General features: G+C 64.6%; 13 protein-coding genes. 2 read left to right on the plus strand and 11 right to left on the minus strand.

Annotated features, from left to right (window positions below; genetic code table 11):
* Positions 1 to 89: 89 nt before the first annotated feature.
* Genes pepN through dprE2 form a run of 3 tightly spaced genes read right to left on the minus strand, consistent with a single transcriptional unit; the run spans position 90 to position 4,279 of the window.
* Positions 90 to 2,564 carry an aminopeptidase N gene (gene pepN, locus FB460_RS03580; RefSeq protein WP_142092715.1) on the minus strand — a complete coding sequence of 825 codons (2,475 nt, stop codon included), beginning with the start codon at positions 2,562 to 2,564 and terminating at the stop codon, positions 90 to 92.
* A complete protein-coding gene (locus FB460_RS03585) occupies positions 2,564 to 3,472 on the minus strand; it encodes an alpha/beta fold hydrolase (protein WP_142092716.1) in 909 nt (302 codons plus the stop codon). Before FB460_RS03585 ends, pepN begins: the two co-directional genes overlap by 1 nt.
* Positions 3,473 to 3,502: 30 nt before the next feature.
* Positions 3,503 to 4,279, minus strand: coding sequence for a decaprenylphospho-beta-D-erythro-pentofuranosid-2-ulose 2-reductase (gene dprE2, locus FB460_RS03590; RefSeq protein ID WP_246044228.1), 777 nt, complete (start codon positions 4,277 to 4,279; stop codon positions 3,503 to 3,505).
* A 60-nt stretch (positions 4,280 to 4,339) separates the two neighbouring features.
* Here dprE2 and mobA point away from each other — a divergent pair, with 60 nt between their 5' ends.
* Entirely contained in the window at positions 4,340 to 4,909 is a 570-nt protein-coding gene (gene mobA / locus FB460_RS03595) for a molybdenum cofactor guanylyltransferase (protein WP_142092717.1), read from the plus strand.
* A gap of 51 nt (positions 4,910 to 4,960) precedes the next feature.
* Here the strand turns inward: mobA and FB460_RS03600 are convergent, their stop codons facing one another.
* The 7 genes from FB460_RS03600 to FB460_RS03630 all read right to left on the minus strand — a co-directional run bounded on the left by FB460_RS03600 (position 4,961) and on the right by FB460_RS03630 (position 15,026).
* Positions 4,961 to 6,244: an MFS transporter gene (locus FB460_RS03600; RefSeq protein ID WP_425466973.1), complete on the minus strand. Its 1,284-nt coding sequence runs from the start codon at positions 6,242 to 6,244 to the stop codon at positions 4,961 to 4,963.
* A 116-nt stretch (positions 6,245 to 6,360) separates the two neighbouring features.
* The gene (locus FB460_RS03605; protein ID WP_142092718.1) at positions 6,361 to 7,740 is read right to left on the minus strand and encodes an MFS transporter; all 1,380 of its coding nucleotides are present in this window, start codon (positions 7,738 to 7,740) and stop codon (positions 6,361 to 6,363) included.
* Positions 7,741 to 7,743: 3 nt separating this feature from the next.
* Positions 7,744 to 8,529 carry a respiratory nitrate reductase subunit gamma gene (gene narI / locus FB460_RS03610; RefSeq protein ID WP_142092719.1) on the minus strand — a complete coding sequence of 262 codons (786 nt, stop codon included), beginning with the start codon at positions 8,527 to 8,529 and terminating at the stop codon, positions 7,744 to 7,746.
* A gap of 10 nt (positions 8,530 to 8,539) precedes the next feature.
* Positions 8,540 to 9,235 (minus strand): nitrate reductase molybdenum cofactor assembly chaperone, encoded by a 696-nt coding sequence (narJ, locus tag FB460_RS03615; RefSeq protein ID WP_211345813.1) that lies wholly within the window; start codon positions 9,233 to 9,235, stop codon positions 8,540 to 8,542.
* A complete protein-coding gene (gene narH, locus FB460_RS03620; protein ID WP_142092720.1) occupies positions 9,232 to 10,890 on the minus strand; it encodes a nitrate reductase subunit beta in 1,659 nt (552 codons plus the stop codon). Before narH ends, narJ begins: the two co-directional genes overlap by 4 nt.
* On the minus strand, positions 10,890 to 14,600 hold the full coding sequence (locus FB460_RS03625; RefSeq protein ID WP_425466974.1) for a nitrate reductase subunit alpha: 3,711 nt from the start codon (positions 14,598 to 14,600) through the stop codon (positions 10,890 to 10,892). The genes narH and FB460_RS03625 overlap by 1 nt, the downstream gene beginning before the upstream one ends.
* Before the next feature lie 150 nt (positions 14,601 to 14,750).
* Positions 14,751 to 15,026 carry a DUF6457 domain-containing protein gene (locus tag FB460_RS03630; RefSeq protein ID WP_211345814.1) on the minus strand — a complete coding sequence of 92 codons (276 nt, stop codon included), beginning with the start codon at positions 15,024 to 15,026 and terminating at the stop codon, positions 14,751 to 14,753.
* A gap of 119 nt (positions 15,027 to 15,145) precedes the next feature.
* On the opposite strand from FB460_RS03630, the gene FB460_RS03635 reads away from it, so the two are divergent.
* Positions 15,146 to 16,996 carry an AMP-dependent synthetase/ligase gene (locus FB460_RS03635; protein WP_246044229.1) on the plus strand — a complete coding sequence of 617 codons (1,851 nt, stop codon included), beginning with the start codon at positions 15,146 to 15,148 and terminating at the stop codon, positions 16,994 to 16,996.
* A gap of 38 nt (positions 16,997 to 17,034) precedes the next feature.
* Here the strand turns inward: FB460_RS03635 and FB460_RS03640 are convergent, their stop codons facing one another.
* Positions 17,035 to 18,036 (minus strand): hypothetical protein, encoded by a 1,002-nt coding sequence (locus tag FB460_RS03640; RefSeq protein WP_142092722.1) that lies wholly within the window; start codon positions 18,034 to 18,036, stop codon positions 17,035 to 17,037.
* Positions 18,037 to 18,071: the final 35 nt, after the last annotated feature.

Genomic DNA, 18,071 nt, shown 5'->3' on the forward strand with positions numbered 1-18,071 from the left:
GTGTGTACCGCGTCAGTGCGGATCGGTGATCGATACATAGTGGTACCGATTGCCGTAGTCTCCCACAAATCCCATTGTCACCGGGGATTTTACAACGAATTCGTAATCTGAAGATCGATCTGACGCACAGCCTTTCCCATCAGGTGGACCCCATCGTTCACAGTGCGGCGAAGGGCTGCGGGCAACTCCGCCCCGTCCAACAACGCCCGACAGGAACCGAGCAGCTCGGGCGTGACATTGGCCAGTGGGAACGACCTGGATGCGACGATGCTCAGGGCCCAGCCCTGCCGAAACTCGGAGGTTCTCGTGATCTCCTCGACCCAGCGGGACGCCAACTCGTCGGTCAGTTCCTCCTGCTCTGCCAGGAACAGCCCTCCGGACAGTGCGATCACCCGACTGACGGGCAGGTCTCCAGGCGCCACGATCGCACGGAAAGCCCTCTCCTTGGCTTCTGCCACCGGCCGAGAGGCCCACGCCCGGTCGTACTCCAACACTCCGGCGCTGGAACTGTCCCGGTGGAGTTCGGCATCGAGAAGGCCGACGACCGGTTGCCCCGACGAGGCCTCGAGCCGAGCAAGTCGACGCAGGATGCGCCATCGGAGCGTCTGATCCACCTGCGCACCGACGGGCACATCGGTTCCCTCGAGCAGGCCTTCGAGCCACGCGACATCTCCGGTGAGTTCGATCACTGCTCGCAGCAACTGCAGCTGACGGTCCGATCCCTCGGTGGCACCCTGCAGGGATTCGGTCAGGACAGCAGCAAGCCGTCGACGCCGCAGGGCCCGCTCACCACGCGGCGCGAAGACCCCACACAGTTCGCTGGTGGCCCACGTGGTCAAGGTGTCGAGAATCAGCGCATCGGGTTCGTGCGGTGTCTCCCTCAGCACCACGTCGAACGCCGTCTGTGCCGAGGTCTCCGACTCCCGTACCTGGGCTCGCAGGCTGTTCCACAGCACCACCTGGCTCCGGACATCCTCCACCGATGTGATCGACGGCCACTGCTCTGGTGGCCGGTTCGGGCGCACCTGTGCCCAAGCGTCATCGCAGGAGTCCGGCAGGTGCAGCCCGGGAGGTAGGTCGATTGCGGTCGTGGCGGAATCAATTTGCACGTCCTGTTCCCCCAGAACCTCGCCGTCCTGCCCCAGGGAGACCGCAGTGAGCCGGTGCGGCCGCACCGACCCATCCGCGCTGGGCTCGCGCCGGATCGCATCATCGGTGGCGGTGAGCCGGTCCAGGCCCCTTGTCGTCAGCCACACGGCGGCCCAGCGGTCGATCCCCTCGACGCCCGCTTCACGCCAAGCGTCCAGCAGGTCGGCCAGCTCCGCGTTTCCATACGCGTGGGCGTCGAAGTACTGGCGCAATCCGGTGAGGAACCGCTCCTCCCCCATGTGTTCGACGAGTTCCCGGAGCACCGCCGCACCCTTGGCGTAGGAGATGCCGTCAAAGTTCTGCAGGGCCGCAACGGTGTCCGGTGTGACATTGGCGGCCACCGGATGCGATGTGGGCCCCGCATCAGCGGTGATCCCCCACTGCTTGCGGGTGATGCCGAAGTCGACCCACGGGTCTCGTGCAGTGTGCTGCATCCGCACGTGATGCGCGAGGAACTCGGCGAACGACTCGTTCAGCCACAGATCCTCCCACCACCGCATCGTGACCAGATCACCGAACCACTGATGCGCGAGTTCGTGAGCGATGGTTCCCGCACGGTTCTCGAGCTCGGCGGCCGTGACCACCCCCCGATACAGGAAATCCTCATCGAATGTGACACATCCCGCGTTCTCCATCGCAGCAGCGGTGTGATCAGGCACGAAGACCTGGTCGTAGTCACCGAACGGCATCCGGATACCGAACATGTCGTGATACGTGTCCAGGCACCGGGAGGTCACCTCGAAGACATCGTCGACGGCGCGCTCGAGCACATCGGCGAGGGAACGTCGGGCGTACAGACCGAGCCGGATGCCGTCGTGGTCACGATGATGTGACACGTAGTCGCCGGCCACGACCGTGACGAGGTAGGTGGACAGCAGTGGGGTCTGCTCACTCTCCCAGACCGCGGAACCATCGGGCCGGGTTTCGACGGCGCGGCATCGGGCATTGCCCAGAACGATCCATTCCCCCGGACAGATCACCCGCAGGGCGAGGCGCGTCTTCAGATCCGGTTGGTCGAAGCAGGCGAACCAGCGAGGGGCCGCGTCCAAGAAGGAGGTGGCGTACAGGTAACGCGCCCCGTCGGCTGCATCGATGTGCTCGTGCAGCCCCTCCCCGTCATGCGAGTACTCCATGGCGGCGCGCACCACGAGTTCGTTGTGTTCCTGCAGGTTTCGCAATGGGAGACGCCGTCCATCGTGTTCGGCGATGTCGAGGTCGACGCCATTGAGCCGGGCGTCGAGAAGCCTGCCCTGACATTCGATGAAGGTCGCAGATCCGGCGTGGGCGTCGAAAGTGAGGGTCGTCGTCGATATGAACGCATCGGTCGCGGTGAGATCGAGTTCGATGGAGGTGTCGATCGCGGTCACGACCCGTGCACGCGTCTCGGCCTCCGCCTGAGTGAGGGGGCCGGTCATCAGAGCACCGCGTCACACCAGCGAAGCACATCGGAGAAGATCTCCTCGCGGTTCAGCTCGTGAAAGAGCTCATGCCGCGCCTGCGCGTACAGTCGAACATCCACATGATCGAGGCGGCGGCGCATCGCCCGGGCCGCCGCGGCCACCCCGCCTCCGAAACGTCCACCCACGGGGTCGGCGTCACCGGAGATGAACAGCACCGGCAGATCACGCGCGATGAGCCGAATGCGCGCCGGATCGTTGACGCGGCCGAGCCCGACGAACAGGTCACGGTAGAAGCCTGCCGTCGCAATCCACCCACAGGCCTCGTCGGCCACGTAGGCGTCGACGCTCGCGTGATCCCGGCTCAACCAGTCGAAGGCGGTCCGCGGATGCTCGACCGCCTTGTTGTAGCCGCCGAACGACAAGCGGTGCAGCGTCATACTGCGATGCCGAGGGCCCTTGAGCCTGATCTGTGCATGGGCCATCGCCAGGCCCGCACGACGCGCGGGACCGGGGTCGGCAACCGCGCCGCTGCAGATGAGCGCAGCGAAATGATCCTGTTCCTGGACCGCCGCCCGGGCGACCACCGTCCCCATGGAATGGCCCAGCAGAATGATCGGGGCGTCAGGGTATTCACGCGAAATGGCGCGGGCCACGAGGTCGACGTCATCGACGAGCAGGGGCCACCCCTCCCTTTCGGCGATGAATCCCCGTTCAGCCGCCGAGCCCGCAGTGGCACCATGCCCGCGCTGATCGTGCCCCACCACGGCGAAGCCCTCGGCATTCATGGCCTGGGCGAACTCGTCATAACGGCCCACGTGCTCGGCCATACCGTGCACCACCTGGATCACCGCGCGCGGTTCGGCGACCGGCCACTGCCGCACGTCAAGCGTCACACCATCTGGGGTTCCGAGCTGATCGATCATGGCATCAGCCTAGTGAGTCCGCCCGCACGCTCAGCGCGGCATCCGTCGCCAGAGCGCTCTGGGGATGAACGGTGCCACGGAGAACATGACACGCAGCTGCCACGGGATCCACAGTTCGACGCGGGTGCCGCCCCCGGTGATCTCCTTGACCACGGCGTCGGCCACCTGTTCCGGCGTCGATGAGAATGGGGCGGGTTCCATCCCGGCGGTCATGCGTCCGATGACGAATCCGGGTCGAGCGATGAGGAGTCGCACCCCCGTCCCATGGAGCGCATCAGCGAGCCCTGACGCGAAGCCGTCGAGACCCGCCTTGGCCGCCCCATAGACATAGTTCGCACGGCGCACTCGGACTCCGGCGACCGATGAGAAGGCAACGATCGTGCCGCGTCCCCGCTGCCGCATGGTGTCGGCGAGCACCGTCAGCAGGCTGGCCTGTGCAGTGAAGTCGGTATGCAGTACCTGCGTCATGTGCCGATGGTCGCGTTCGGCCAGCTCCTGATCACCGAGGATCCCGAAGGCGGCCACAGCCACGTCAACCGGCCCGAACTCAACCTCCACGTCATCGACGAATTGGCGGTGGGAGTCGGTGTCGTCTGCATCGAACTCAATCGTGTGCACGGCTGCGGCCCCGGCGTTCTCCACCGACGCGACCGCATCTGCGATGGGGCCGGGACGGGCCGCGAGGAGGACACGGTTGCCGGAGGCCAAGCGTTGAGCGATCGCGACGCCGATCTCACTGCGGCCACCGAGAATGAGGATGTTCTCCATGTCAGCCGACGCACCTGAAGACAGGGGTGAGGTAGCCATGGTCGACAACCATAGTCGGCGGGTTCTTGAACCGACAGACGACTCACGTACGGTTCCCTCATGGGAGCCATCTGCACCGGAGTGATCCTGACCGGCGGCCAGTCTCGACGCATGGGCCGCGACAAAGCGTCCCTCAGCCGAGACGGGCGAGCCCTGGTGGAGATCGCCGTATCCGCCCTGACCATCCACGGATGTGATGCCATCGTGGTGGGACCTCACCGAGTGCCTGGTGCTCGCACCACACGTGAGGATCCCCCCGGAGGCGGGCCGGTGGCAGGGATCGATGCTGCGGTGCAGCTGCTGAAGGATGCCTCCCCACCTTCCCACGCACTGATCCTGGCAACCGATCTGCCCCACATCGACAGGCTGGTGGCTCGGCTCGTTCAGGATCTGGACGTGAACGAGAAGTTCGCACGGGTCCCGATCGATGCCACCGGTCATCCGCAGCCCTTGGCCGCGTGTTATCCGTTCGCGGCCCTCACCACGGCCCTCGAGGCGCTTCCCCGCCGACGTGACATCGCCGCACGCAGGCTGCTGGATGAAGTGCCGTGGCGGCAGCACAGCATTTCCGATGACCTGCTGCAGGATGCAGACACACCCGAAGACGCCGACCGCCATCGGCTTTCCTGAAGCCGATGGCGGCCGGGGGGTCGGGTCGGGGGCCGGGAAGGACGCGTGAGGTCAGCTCTTGCGCGGAGCACCCGGCCGCGCGTAACGGACCCAGGTGATCCCCACGCACAGCACGGCGAAGATCATTCCCAGCAGGAAGAAGGTCCATGGCGTCATCATGGTCAGACCGACGCCGAACAAGAACGGACCGAAGGCGGCGATGGCCGCGGTCCAGCCGATGACGCCACCGGCCTGCCTGCGCTCGAAGATCATCGGCATCTGCTTGAACGTGGAGGCGTTTCCGATACCCGAGAACAGGAAGATCAGCAGCATGCCCCAGAGGAAGCGGGTGAAATCCGCTTGAAGGGCCTCAGCCCCCGCTGCGGGATCCGGTGAGAGCGCGGTCATCGTGAACAAGATGGAGGCGATCAATCCGATCCCGGAGATCAGGGTCCAGATCGCTCCTCCCATCCGGTCGGTCAACGGGCTGAACACCACACGGGCACCGGCTCCGACGAGCGCGCCGAGGAACACATAGTTCACCGGATCGGGCAGCTGGTAGCCCTCCACCAGGAGCTGGGCCTGTGCCCCCGCACCGGAGACGATCTCAGGATTCCCGGCGCCGTACAGGTTCTTCATGAGCAGCCCGAACTGCGCCGACAGACCTGCGAAGGTGCCGAACGTCATGATGTACAGCAGCGTCATCAACCAGGTGTCGACGTTCTTGAAGATGTCGAACTGCTGCTTGATGTTGGCGGTGACCGGCACCGACTTCAGCATGGTCCAGGCCAGGATGACCCCGACGATGGTGAAGGGCACGTAGAAGAAGGCCGCGTTCTGGTACCAGATCTCCCGCTCGGGCATCCCGGGCTCACCGCCCATGAGCTGCGAGGTTCCGAGGAAGCCGACCATGGCGAAGCCGATCAGCCACGGAGTGAGGAGCTGGACCAGGGACACACCGAAGTTTCCGATGCCGGCCTGGAGCCCAAGTGCGGTGCCCTGCTTACGGCGCGGGAAGAAGTACGACGTCGATGGCATGAAACCCGAGAACGCGCCTCCGCCGATGCCCGACATCAGGGCCAGCAGGAGCAGCTGCCAGTAGGGCGTCGAGGGATTCTGCACCGCAACGCCCCACCCCAGCATGGGGATCAGCAGCAGAGCCGTGGTCAGTGTGACCAGTTTGCGCGTCCCCAGGATGGGCGGCAGCACCATCCACACAAGACGCAGGATGCCACCGGCCAGGCCCGGCATGGAGGTCAGCCAGTAGAGCTGGTTCTTGGTGAGGTCGAAGCCGAGGTTGGTCAGCTTGGGGGCGATGGCGCTCGGCAGGAACCATGCCACGAAGCACATGGTCAGGGTGAAGGTGGTGATCCACAGCGTTGTCCAGGCCAAGCGGGAGTCCCACCCGTCTCCCTCGGGATCCCACTGTGTGAGCCATTCCTTGCCCTTGCGATCAGTCGTCTCGGTCACGATCACACCTGCGTTTCTGAGGTCACGGCTCCGGTATCACCCGGAGGCCTTTCGAAATGGTCGGCCAGTTCCGGCGATTCGGCGTGCAGCATGCGCACCACGGTCAGATGCATCCAGGCCATGGAGATCGCGGTGAGCACGAACAGTACGAAGAAGGTGCTGGTCGGAAAACCGCTCCACTGCTTGGTGTAGGCGAACAGGGGCGGCAGGATGAAACCGCCGAGCCCGCCGAGCATACCGACGAGGCCACCGACCGCACCGACGTTCTGGGGGAAGTACTCCGGAATGTGCTTGTAGACTGCGGCCTTGCCGATGCCCATGGCGCAGGCCATGAGGAAGACCAGGAGCACGAACGGCACCAATCCGATCTCGTAGGCCAGGTGCTCGGTGGCCGAACCATCGGCGTGGTTGATCACGATGTGCCCGTTCGGCATCATCAGCACACCACTGGCCACCAGCATCAGCGCAAAGGTCAGGTACATGGCACGACGGGCGCCCCATGCGTCGGAGATCCATCCACCGAGCGGACGCAACAACGAGGCCGGGAAGATGAACGTCGCGGTGAGCAGACCCGCGGTCCCCAGGGACACCCCGAAGTTGTCCATGTAGTACTTCGGCAGCCAGGCCGAAAGTGCCACGTAGGCACCGAAGACGACCACGTAATACAGGCTGAACCGCCACACGCGGACCTCCCGCAGAGGCGCCATCATCTCGCCGAGCGGCCTTCCCTGCCCAGCCATGCGGTCCTGACGTGGAGTCACGAACACCATGAGCACCACGAGCACGAGCAGCACCACGGTGTAGATCACCGGGATGATGCGCCATCCACCGGGGATCACACCGAAGTAGGTGGCACCCGCCGTCGAGGCGATCAGCACCGGACCGATGAACTTCGTGGCCGACGCGCCCACGTTTCCGGCGCCGAACAGTCCCAGGGCGAACCCCTGTCGGTGCTTGGGGAACCACGCGGAGTTCCACGCCGTGCCCGAGGTGAACGAGTTCCCGGCGAATCCCACGAGAAAGGCGAGCACCAGGATCATCGCGTAGTTCTGCGCGAAGGACACCGCCAAGGAGGCCACCGCCGAGAACACCATGATGACGAGCATCACGCGTCGACCACCGAAGCGGTCCGTGAGGATTCCTGCTGGCAGACGCCACATCGAGCCATTGAGGATCGCCACGGCACTGATCCAGGACAGCTCGGAGTCGGTCAGCCCGAACTCCTCCTGGATCGGTTTGCCCAGGATGCCGAACATCAGCCAGACCGCGAACATCACGGTGAACGAGATGGTCGACATCGTCAGTACGGCATTGGCGCCGTGCGGAGTCTCCTGCATCGCTCCAGCAGGTTGCGTTCCTGCCGGTTGCGAGGAATCGGTCATATCTCAACGCTCCTTGGAGAGAGTGCGGCGGCTGTGGGTTGCGGAGTCATTGTCCCGGGTTCCGATGGGGTCCCAACCTCGACGATGCACCGGCGCACTGTTGAGCGGACGCGAGTCACGAGAGCGGTAGACGACATAGGGGCGGAAGAGGTAACCGACCGGCGCCGAGAAGGCATGCACCAAGCGGGTGAACGGCCAGACCGCGAAGAGCGTCATCGCGACCAGCACGTGGATCTGGAACGGCACGGTCGCCGACGCCATGGCATCGATCTGTGGCTGCAGCACCCACAGAGAACGCCACCAGACAGACACGGTCTCGCGATAGTTGTGCTCGGAGCCGTCGGCCGCCTGCGCGCCGAAGAAGGTGGCGAACAGCCCCATCACGATGGCTCCCACCAAGAACAGGTACATGACCTTGTCATTGACCGTCGTGGCCTTGAACACCGGTCCGGTCAATCGCCGGCGGGCCACCAGCAGGATGATTCCGACCAAGGTGCACACCCCGGCCAGACCACCGACGAAGAAGGCCACCAGATGGTAGGCGTGTTGGCTGAATCCGATCGCATCGGTCCAGGCCTTGGGGACCAGCAGGCCCATCGCATGCCCACCCACCACGACGAGGATGCCGAAATGGAACAGCGGCGAGGCGATGCGCAGAAGGCGCCCCTCGTACAGCTGCGACGATCGGGTCGTCCACCCGAACTGGTCATGGCGCCAGCGCCACACGAGCCCCACCACCAGAATCGCGAACGTCACATAGGGGTAGATGCCCCACAACAGGAAATCCATCTCCGTCTTCCTAACGCCGACCGGTCGGTTCAATGGGCAGGGTTTCGGTCCCCGCGGGGGCGAGGCCGACGAGTTCGGTCGGGGGTTCCCCCGAGTTCATGCCGGAAACGTCCCGACGCACCAGCTTCTGAGCTTCCTCACGTGTCGCTGGCAGGTCTCCGGGCAGAGTGCGGCAGACGGCCAGCACGGCTCCTGCATGCGGCAGATCATCCCGCATCAAGGCGAAACGCATCAGCTCCACGGCACCACGGTGATCGGTGAGCAGCTGTCGCCCTCGCTCCAGATCATGAGCCGCGAACTCCAATACCATCGGCAGGAAGTCGGGCAGTTCACCGTGCAGATCGACCCACAGGCCGGAATCCCGGTACACCTGCTTGAAACGGACCAAGGACTCACCACGACGTCGCGTGTCCCCGTCGAGCCAGAAGGTGAGATGCAATGCGTGTCGCCGGGAATGATCGAACTCCGCCACGTGGTACGTCTGTGCATCGGTCAGCCCCCGCTCACGCAGATGGGTCATCAGGGGTGCCAGATCATGAGCCGCACCGGCTGTATCGGCGACCTGCTCGAGCACATCCAGATGGTCGAACAGGTCCGGCGTCGGATACATGAGCAGCTGCGACACCACGCGGTACAACGCCGAATGATCCGGCGTGGGATCGTCCGGCGTCGGGGTCAAGCGAGAAAGGAACGACCGAACGCTCATGACCGCCCCTCGGTTCCACGCACCGGAGACTCGTTGCCATCCCAGTTGAGCAGGTTGACGCGACCATCACGCAGCGAATCACCCGAGGCACCGGTCTCGGCGGTCTGACGATTCTTCAACGCCTGATAGGTCTCCATCGCCACCGGCATGGGGCGCCCCGAGCCCTCCCCGAACACCTCGTTCTCGTACATGCCCGGGCCACCGTCGAAGTCCAGCGAACATCCCATCTCCTCGAGGTCATGCGCCTGTTCGGTATGGGCCTTCGGGATGACGTAACGCTCGTTGTACTTGGCGATGGCCAGCAGCCGGTACATCTCCTGAACCTCAGCACCGGTCATCCCCACCTGCTGTGCGATCGACTCATCACGCTCCTGCCCGAGCGTCACATTGCGCATGTAGGAGCGCATGGCGGCCAGACGGAACAGCACCCGGTCGACCTCATCGGTGTCACCTGCTGTGAACAGCTCGGCCAGATACTCCACGGGGATACGCAGGGCATCGATCGCGCCGAACAGCACGCCGGGATCCTCGGCGTCATGCCCCTCCTCGGCGAGCAGATCCACCACCGGTGAGAGCGGCGGGATGTACCACACCATCGGCATCGTCCGATACTCCGGATGCAGTGGGAGAGCCACCCGGAACTTCTTCGCCAGCTTGTAGACCGGAGAACGCTTCGCCGCTTCCAGCCAGTCCTCGGGGATTCCCTGTTCCCGCGCCAATCGCTGGATCTCGGGGTCGTCCGGGTCGAGCATCAGATCCAGCTGCGCCTGATGCAGATCCTTCTCGTCGGGCACCGAGGCCGCCTCGGTGACCTTGTCGGCGTCATAGAGGAAGACGCCGATGTAACGGAGACGGCCCACGCAGGTCTCTGCACACACAGTGGGCAGCCCCACCTCGATACGCGGATAGCAGAACGTGCACTTCTCGGCCTTACCGGTCCGATGGTTGAAGTAGATCTTCTTGTACGGACATCCGGTGATGCACTGACGCCACCCCCGGCACTTGTCCTGATCGACCAACACGATCCCATCCTCGCTGCGCTTGTAGATCGCGCCCGAGGGGCACGACGCCATGCAGGAGGGGTTCAGGCAGTGCTCGCAGATGCGCGGCAGGTGGAACATGAAGGTCTTCTCGTAGGTGAACTTGAGCTTCATGCCGTTCTCCTCGCGGAGCTTCTGCACCACGGGATCCTGCTGGCCGTGCTCGGTGAGCCCACCCAGGTCGTCATCCCAGTTGGATGACCACTCGATCTTCATGTCGTCACCGGTGATGAGGCTCTTGGGGCGAGCCACCGGGAAGTCGTCGCCGAGCGGCGCATCGATCAGGTTCTGGTAGTCATACGTCCACGGCTCGTAGTAGTCGTCCAGCTCGGGTTGGACGGGAGAGGCGAAGATCCCGAACAGCTTCTGCAGCCGATTTCCCGACTTCAGCTGCAGCCGTCCGCGTCGATTCAGCTTCCAGCCGCCCTGCCACTTCTCCTGGTCCTCATAACGCCGTGGGTACCCCTGACCAGGGCGCGTCTCGACGTTGTTGAACCACACGTACTCGGTTCCGGCACGGTTCGTCCACGCCTGCTTGCAGGTGACCGAACAGGTGTGGCATCCGATGCATTTGTCGAGATTCATCACCATCCCGACCTGACACATGATCCGCATCAGTACTGAACCTCCTGGCTGCGCTTGCGGACGACCGCCACGATGTCGCGCTGAACACCGGTCGGGCCGAGATAGTTGAACGCGTACGCCAGCTGGGCATACCCGCCGATGAGATGGGTGGGTTTGAGCAGGATGCGAGTGACGGAGTTGTGAATGCCGCCTCGGCGTCCGGTCGCTTCCGACTTGGGAGTGTCCACGGTGCGTTCCTGCGCGTGAGGCACGTAAGCCACTCCCGCAGGAAGTCGTGGTGTCACGACGGCACGGGCCACGAACACGCCGTTGGTGTTGACGCACTCGACCCAGTCGTTGTCCTTGACGTCGATGGCTTCGGCGTCCTCGACGCTCATCCAGCACTGCGGACCGCCGCGGCTCAAGGACAGCATGAACAGGTTGTCCTGGTACTCCGAGTGGATGGCCCACTTGTTGTGCACCGTCAGATACCGCAGGGCCACCTCGCGTTCGCCCCGACTGTTGATCTCCGGCTCACCGTACATCCGTGTCATGTTCAACGGTGGCCGGTAGGTCGGCATCTGCTCACCGACATCGATGAGCCAGTCGTGGTCGAGGAAGAAGTGCATCCGTCCGGTCAACGTGTGCCATGGCTTCTTGCGCTCCACGTTGATGCTGAATCCGGTGTAGCGACGACCACCGGTCTCCGACCCGGACCACTCCGGCGAGGTGATGACCGGCTGGGGCGAGGCCTGGGTGTCGGCGAAGGTGATGCGGCGTTCCTCCGACCCCTCCGAGAGGTCGGCGAGCTCGACACCGGTCTTCGTCTCCAGATCCTTGAACGCCTGCGTCGCGACAGCACCGTTCGTCGTCCCCGAGAACATGAGGATCGCCTCGGCCATGCGTTCATCGGTGTTCATCGCCGGACGCCCCTCGGCCGGGCCGCTGTCATAGACGCCGAACATCGAGCCGAGTCGTTCGACGTTCTCGGTCATGTCGAACTTGATGTTCTTGACCGTGAACCCGAGCTTCTCCGCCAACGGGCCGACCGACGCGAACTTGTCCACCAAGGCGGTGTAGTCACGCTCGACGACAGCCAGGACCGGCATGTCCTTGCCCGGGACCGGTTTGCGCCCCTCGGCCTTCCAATCACGTGAGACGCCACCGGGCTGAGCGATCTGGCCGGGGGTGTCATGCTGCAGCGGAACAGCGACGATGTCCTTGCGCGTGCCAAGATGTTTACGCGCGAACACCGAGATGCGCTCGAGCAGAAGCCGGAACAACTGGTAGTCCGTCTTCGCCTCCCACGGCGGATCGATGGCCGGGGTGAACGCATGCACATAGGGGTGCATGTCCGTTGCGGAGAGGTCGTACTTCTCGTACCACGTCGCGGCGGGGAACACGATGTCCGACAACAACGTGGTGGAGGTCATCCGAAAATCGGCGCTGACCAGCAGATCCAGCTTGCCCTCGGGAGCGTCCTCATGCCACGTGACGTCCTTGGGGCGCTGATCGGCACCGTGGTCGTTCGGCAGAGTGTTGTGGTGGGTCCCCAGCAGATGGCGGAGGAAATACTCGTTGCCCTTCGCGCTGGACCCGAACAGGTTGGACCGCCACAGGATGAGGTTCCGCGGCCAGTTCTCGGGCGCATCCACATCCTCGACCGCCCCTTTGAGGCGTCCCTCGTGCAGCTGTGCCGCAATCCAGTCCTGCACCGATTCGGCCTCTCCGGCCTCCACAGCGGCCTCGGCCTCCTCCGCCAGCTCCAGCGGGTTGCGGTCGAACTGTGGATAGAACGGCATCCAGCCCTGCCGCCACGACCGAACCAGCGCATCGGCCGAGTGGGTCCCGTCCAACGATCCGGTCGAGAGCGGCGAGGTCAGCGCGTCGGCGGAGAGCCCGTCGGTGCGCCACTGATCGGTGTGCATGTACCAGTACCCCGTGCCGATCACGGTGCGCGGTGGCCGCTGCCAGTCCATCGCATTGGCGATGTTGAACCAGCCGACCATCGGGCGGCACTTCTCCTGGCCGACGTAATGGGCCCATCCGCCGCCATTGCGCCCGATACAACCGGTGAGCATCAACAAGGCCATGACCGCGCGGTACATCGTGTCCGCGTGGTACCAGTGGCAGAGACCGGCCCCCATGATGACCATCGAGCGGCCTTCCGACTCCTCCGAGTTCGAGGCGAATTCGCGGGCGATGCGCGTCACGGTGTCGGCGGGGACCGAGGTGATCTCCTCCTGCCAGGCAGGCGTGTAGGGCCGGGTCGCATCGTCGTACCCCGTCGGCCAGTCCCCCGGCAGCCCATCGCGCCCGACGCCGTACTGCGCCAGCATCAGGTCCAGCACGGTGCAGACCATGTGCTCACCCACACGACGGGTCGGCACCCCGCGTCGCAGGACGCTGCCCTCACCGCGGGGGTCTTCGAAGCAGGCCACCGACAACTCCACGTTCTCGGTGCTGTGGTCGTACATGCTCAGAGCCGGATCCACGTCCCCCAGCTCGAGGTTCCACTTGCCCTTGTCATCCTCGTTGTAGCGGAAGCCGAGCGACCCGTTCGGCACTGCAACATCACCGGCGGCTTCGTCCCAGACCACAGTCTTGAACGCCGGGTCACTGCCCTCGATACCGAGGTCAGCGGCGGTGAGGAACTTGGCCGGCACATACCCTTGGCCATCCGGGGAGGGCTGCAGCCGCACCAGATGCGGCAGGTCGGTGTACTGCTTGGTGTAGTCGACGAAATAGGGAACCTGCCGGTCGACGAAGAACTCCTTGAGCACCACGTGCCCCATGGCCATGGCCAGTGCCGCATCGCTGCCCGCCTGTGCGGGGAGCCACTCGTCGGCGAACTTCGTGTTGTCCGCGTAGTCGGGGCTGACCGTGACCACCTTGGTCCCCCGGTATCGCACCTCGGTCATCCAGTGCGCGTCGGGGGTACGGGTCAGGGGCACGTTCGATCCCCACATCATCAGGTAGGTGGCGTCCCACCAGTCCCCGGATTCAGGCACATCGGTCTGGTCTCCGAAGACCTGCGGGCTGGCGACGGGAAGATCCGCGTACCAGTCGTAGAACGATGCCATCGCACCACCCAGGAGGTGGTTGAAGCGCGTGCCCGCCGCATGTGAGACCGGACTCATCGCCGGAATGGGAGAGAAGGAGACGATGCGGTCCGGGCCCCACGTGCGGATCGTGTGCACATACGACGCCGCGGTGATCTCCAGCGCCTCGTCCCACGAGAGCCGGACGAGCCCACCCTTACCGCGCGCCTGCTGGTAACGGCGACGCTTCTCCGGATCGGCCTGGATCTCGGCCCATGCCTCCACCGGGTCCCCGAGTCGACGTCGAGCCTCCCGATACATCTCGATCAGCACCTGACGCCCGTACGGGTACTTCACTCGCGTGGGCGAGTACGTGTACCAGGAGAACGCCGCACCGCGAGGGCAACCCCGCGGCTCGTACTCGGGGCTGTCCGGCCCGACGCTCGGGTAGTCGGTCTGCTGCGACTCCCACGTGATGATGCCGTCCTTGACATACACCTTCCAGGAGCAGGAGCCCGTGCAGTTCACGCCGTGGGTGGAGCGCACCACCTTGTCATGACTCCAACGATCCCGGTAGAAGACGTCCCCCTGACGCCCGCCCTCCACGAAGACTGCGCGCCCGTCATCAGTGCGCGGCGCGCGACTGAAGAACGTCCCCAGCTTCAATAGAGCATCCACCCCGGGGCCGTCGGGCCTGGTCACCGAATCCGCCATGGTCAACCGCCTCACATCCAGCTCACCGTCGAGAGAGGAACATATATGTCCCAGAGAGCCACTGTAAAACTACCAGTAGCGGGAGACGTGTCAAGGGGCGACGCAGGCCCGGATCGAACCATTTTCAGCGGGCCGACGAGCACCTGCCACACCGGGTCACACCCCGATCCGCTGAAGCCTTCCCGCCACCTCATGCGCATCCTCACCCCGCGCCACGCACAGCCCGAGGATGAATGCGCTCACCGGCACCATCGGGCGCATACCCGAATGTGCGATCTCGCGGGAGAGATCATGGATCAACTCGACGTCGACCAGATCCGGATCGACCCCCACCTCCGCACAGCCAGCATGCAGCCATCGATCCCATTCATGCAGATCGTCACGAGTCGTCCGGTCGGCCATGGCCACCCCCAAGGTTGAATATCCGCCCACGAGCCCTCCCGGAGCGCTTCACACGCGAGAGACGGGCAGCTCCCCTGAATTTACCACATATTGATCGTTAATTTGCTGTCGGTTCGGTCCCTCCGGTCACTGGGTCTAAAGTGGGGAGGGTGCCTACGCCTATCGATACGACTGGACTGAACCAGGAGAAGATCGCGGTCATCAATGGTCGCCACCGTTCCATCGGTGCGGCGATCGACGAGATGCCCGACCTCCACCCCGATCGCGTCGGGTGGCAGTACCCCGACGAGAACGATGAGTGGCGCGATCTGACGTGGAAGGGCTTCCGTACGTGGATCCACACGACCGCCGCCGGACTGCTCGAGATCGGTGTCGTCGAGTTCGACAAGGTCGCGATCGTGTCCAACACGCGGATCGAATGGGTGATCGCCGATTTCGCGCTCAACTGCCTGCGCGGCATCACGGTGACCATCTACCCGAACTCACGGCCCGATGATTACCGATACATCCTCGAGCACAGTGGATCACGCTTCGTGGTGGCTGAGAATGAGGCCGTCCTCGCCACCGTCCTGGAGCAGATGGACACCTCCCAGGACGTCCGGGTCGAGCAGGTCATCCTGCTCGAGGGCACCAGCGAGGATCCCCGCGTCATCAGCTGGAGTGACGTGCAGGCTGCCGGTGAGCGACGCTTGGCCCAGGATCCGGGGTGCGTCCGCACCCGCATCGACGCCACCGAACCCGAAGATCTGGCGACGATCATCTACACCTCCGGCACCACCGGTCGCCCCAAGGGCGCAGAGATCACGCACGACAACTGGCTCTACCAGGCAGCCGCCTGGCACACGATCGGATTGCTCGGCCCCGATGACGTCCACTTCGTGTGGCTGCCCCTCTCCCATGCCTTCGGCAAGTGCTTGAACCTCATCGCGATGAGCCACGGCACCGTCACCGCCATCGACGGGCGCATCGACAAGATCGTGGACAACCTCGGCACGGTGCGTCCCACCGCAATGTGCGGCGTCCCACGGATCTTCGAGAAGGTACGTGCAGCCGCCATCACCAAGTTCCCCGCCAACTCCCCGAAGGGACGCCTCTCGCGCTGGGCGTTCACCGTCGGCCAGCGGGCCAGCGACCTCGAGATTGCAGGCAAGCCCCTCCCCCGGAGTCTTGCCGTGCAGCGCAGGATCGCCGATCGACTCGTGTTCTCGACGCTGCGGGAGCTGTTCGGTGGCCGCCTGCGCTTCTTCATCTCCGGCTCGGCGAAGCTCTCCCCCGCGATCCAACGCTGGTACCACGGCATCGGGGTGCTGCTCGTCGAGGGCTACGGGGTGACCGAATCCTGCGCCGTCACGTTCTTCTCCAAACCGTGGGAACCCCAGTTCGGGACCGTCGGCAGGATCGTGCCCGGTTCGACAGTTCGCATCGCCGAGGACGGTGAAGTGCTCGTGCGGGGCGGCGGCGTGATGCGTGGCTACCACAAGGATCCGGAGAAGACCGCCGAGACCATCGTCGACGGTTGGCTCCACACCGGCGACATCGGAACGATCGCCGCGGACGGCACCTTGACGATCACTGACCGCAAGAAGGACCTCATCAAGACCTCCGGCGGCAAATACGCCTCCCCGGCGGAGATCGAGTCGACGCTCAAGGCGACCTGCCCTTACCTCGCCGACGCGGTACTGGTCGGCGAGGGGCGCAAGTACCTGACGGCGCTGCTCATCCTCGACCCCGAGAAGCTGAAGAAATGGGGCGCCAAACACGATCTGGGCGACGACTACGCCACGCTCAGCCAACGGCCGGAGATCCGCAGATCGATCGAAGGGTACGTCGAGCAGTCGAATGCCAAGCTCGGCAAATGGGAGACGATCAAGAAGTTCGCGATCCTGGACCGTGAGCTGACGGTCGAATCCGGCGAGATGACACCGACCTCCAAGGTCCGACGCAATATCGTGCTCGAAGAGTTCGCCGACGTCGTGGAGTCCCTATACCCGGCTGAATGAGGTCGTACCCGGCTGAATGACGTCGCCTCCGCTCCTGCTCACTTTTCACGAAGCCCGCAGGATGGTCGGTCCCCGCTGCACAGCACCGAGGCCTTGAGCGGACGCCCGTCGTAGGCCCGTCCATCGGCGAACCCGACGAGTTCCCCTCGCAGCGAGGGTTCCTCCCCCGCCTCGGGGTCGAACCACTCCGACAGCGTGGCCCGGTTTCCCGCTCGTGTGCTGCTGCCCCCGACAACCCGGAACCGGTGGGACCCATCCCGTACACGGAAAGGATCCCCACTCACTTTGACGACCTCCGGGTCGGTGACCGTCACGTCTCGGGTGCCATGTGCGGCGTAGACCGCGTGGATGAGTTCACGCTCGTCCGACTCGTTGACCAGATCGATGAACCGTGCGTCGTTGACGGCGATGTCGGAGGCCCCCACGAGGCTGAGCGCCGCATAACCTGTGCTTCCCGGCGAATGAGCACTGCCGATGCGCCGGAATTCCACATCGTCCAGCGTCACCCCGGAGAGCCTGCTGATGCTCAAGCCGTTGGTCGCATCGGCGAAACCCAGCCCGGACAGGCGAACCTCGACGCCCTCGGGTTCCTCCATGCGCAGGCTGAGCAGATAGTCATGATGTCGCCCCGCACCGGAGAAGGTCGCGCGACCGGATGGGGCGACCAGCTGGATCCTCCGTGCCCCGGAATAGGTCCAGAGGCCTCCGGCGGCCACGTATCTGCCGGGGGCCAGCTGCACACGCACCGATACCGACGGTGCCTGCTCATGGGCGATCGCATCGGCCCGTTCGATGGAGGCCACCGGATCACGTGGGGTGCCTGTGTTGGCGTCATCTCCCTGCGGCGGAGGCGCCATGTGAACCACCAGCTCGCCGGGAGCCGGGGTGTCCGGGATCGGGGTCGATACGGGCGGCGGATCATCATCAACGCCATCGAATGCAACATCCCTCAACCCGAAAGCCACCGCGGTCACGGTGACGAGCAGGACCGACAGAACAACGAGCCGACGTCGCCACGATGATGCCGGTGCCTCGTTCACGCTGCGCACCCTACCTTCAGGCACGAGAACCGGCT

The sequence above is a fragment of the Propioniferax innocua genome, from assembly GCF_006716235.1.
Classification (GTDB): domain Bacteria; phylum Actinomycetota; class Actinomycetes; order Propionibacteriales; family Propionibacteriaceae; genus Propioniferax; species Propioniferax innocua.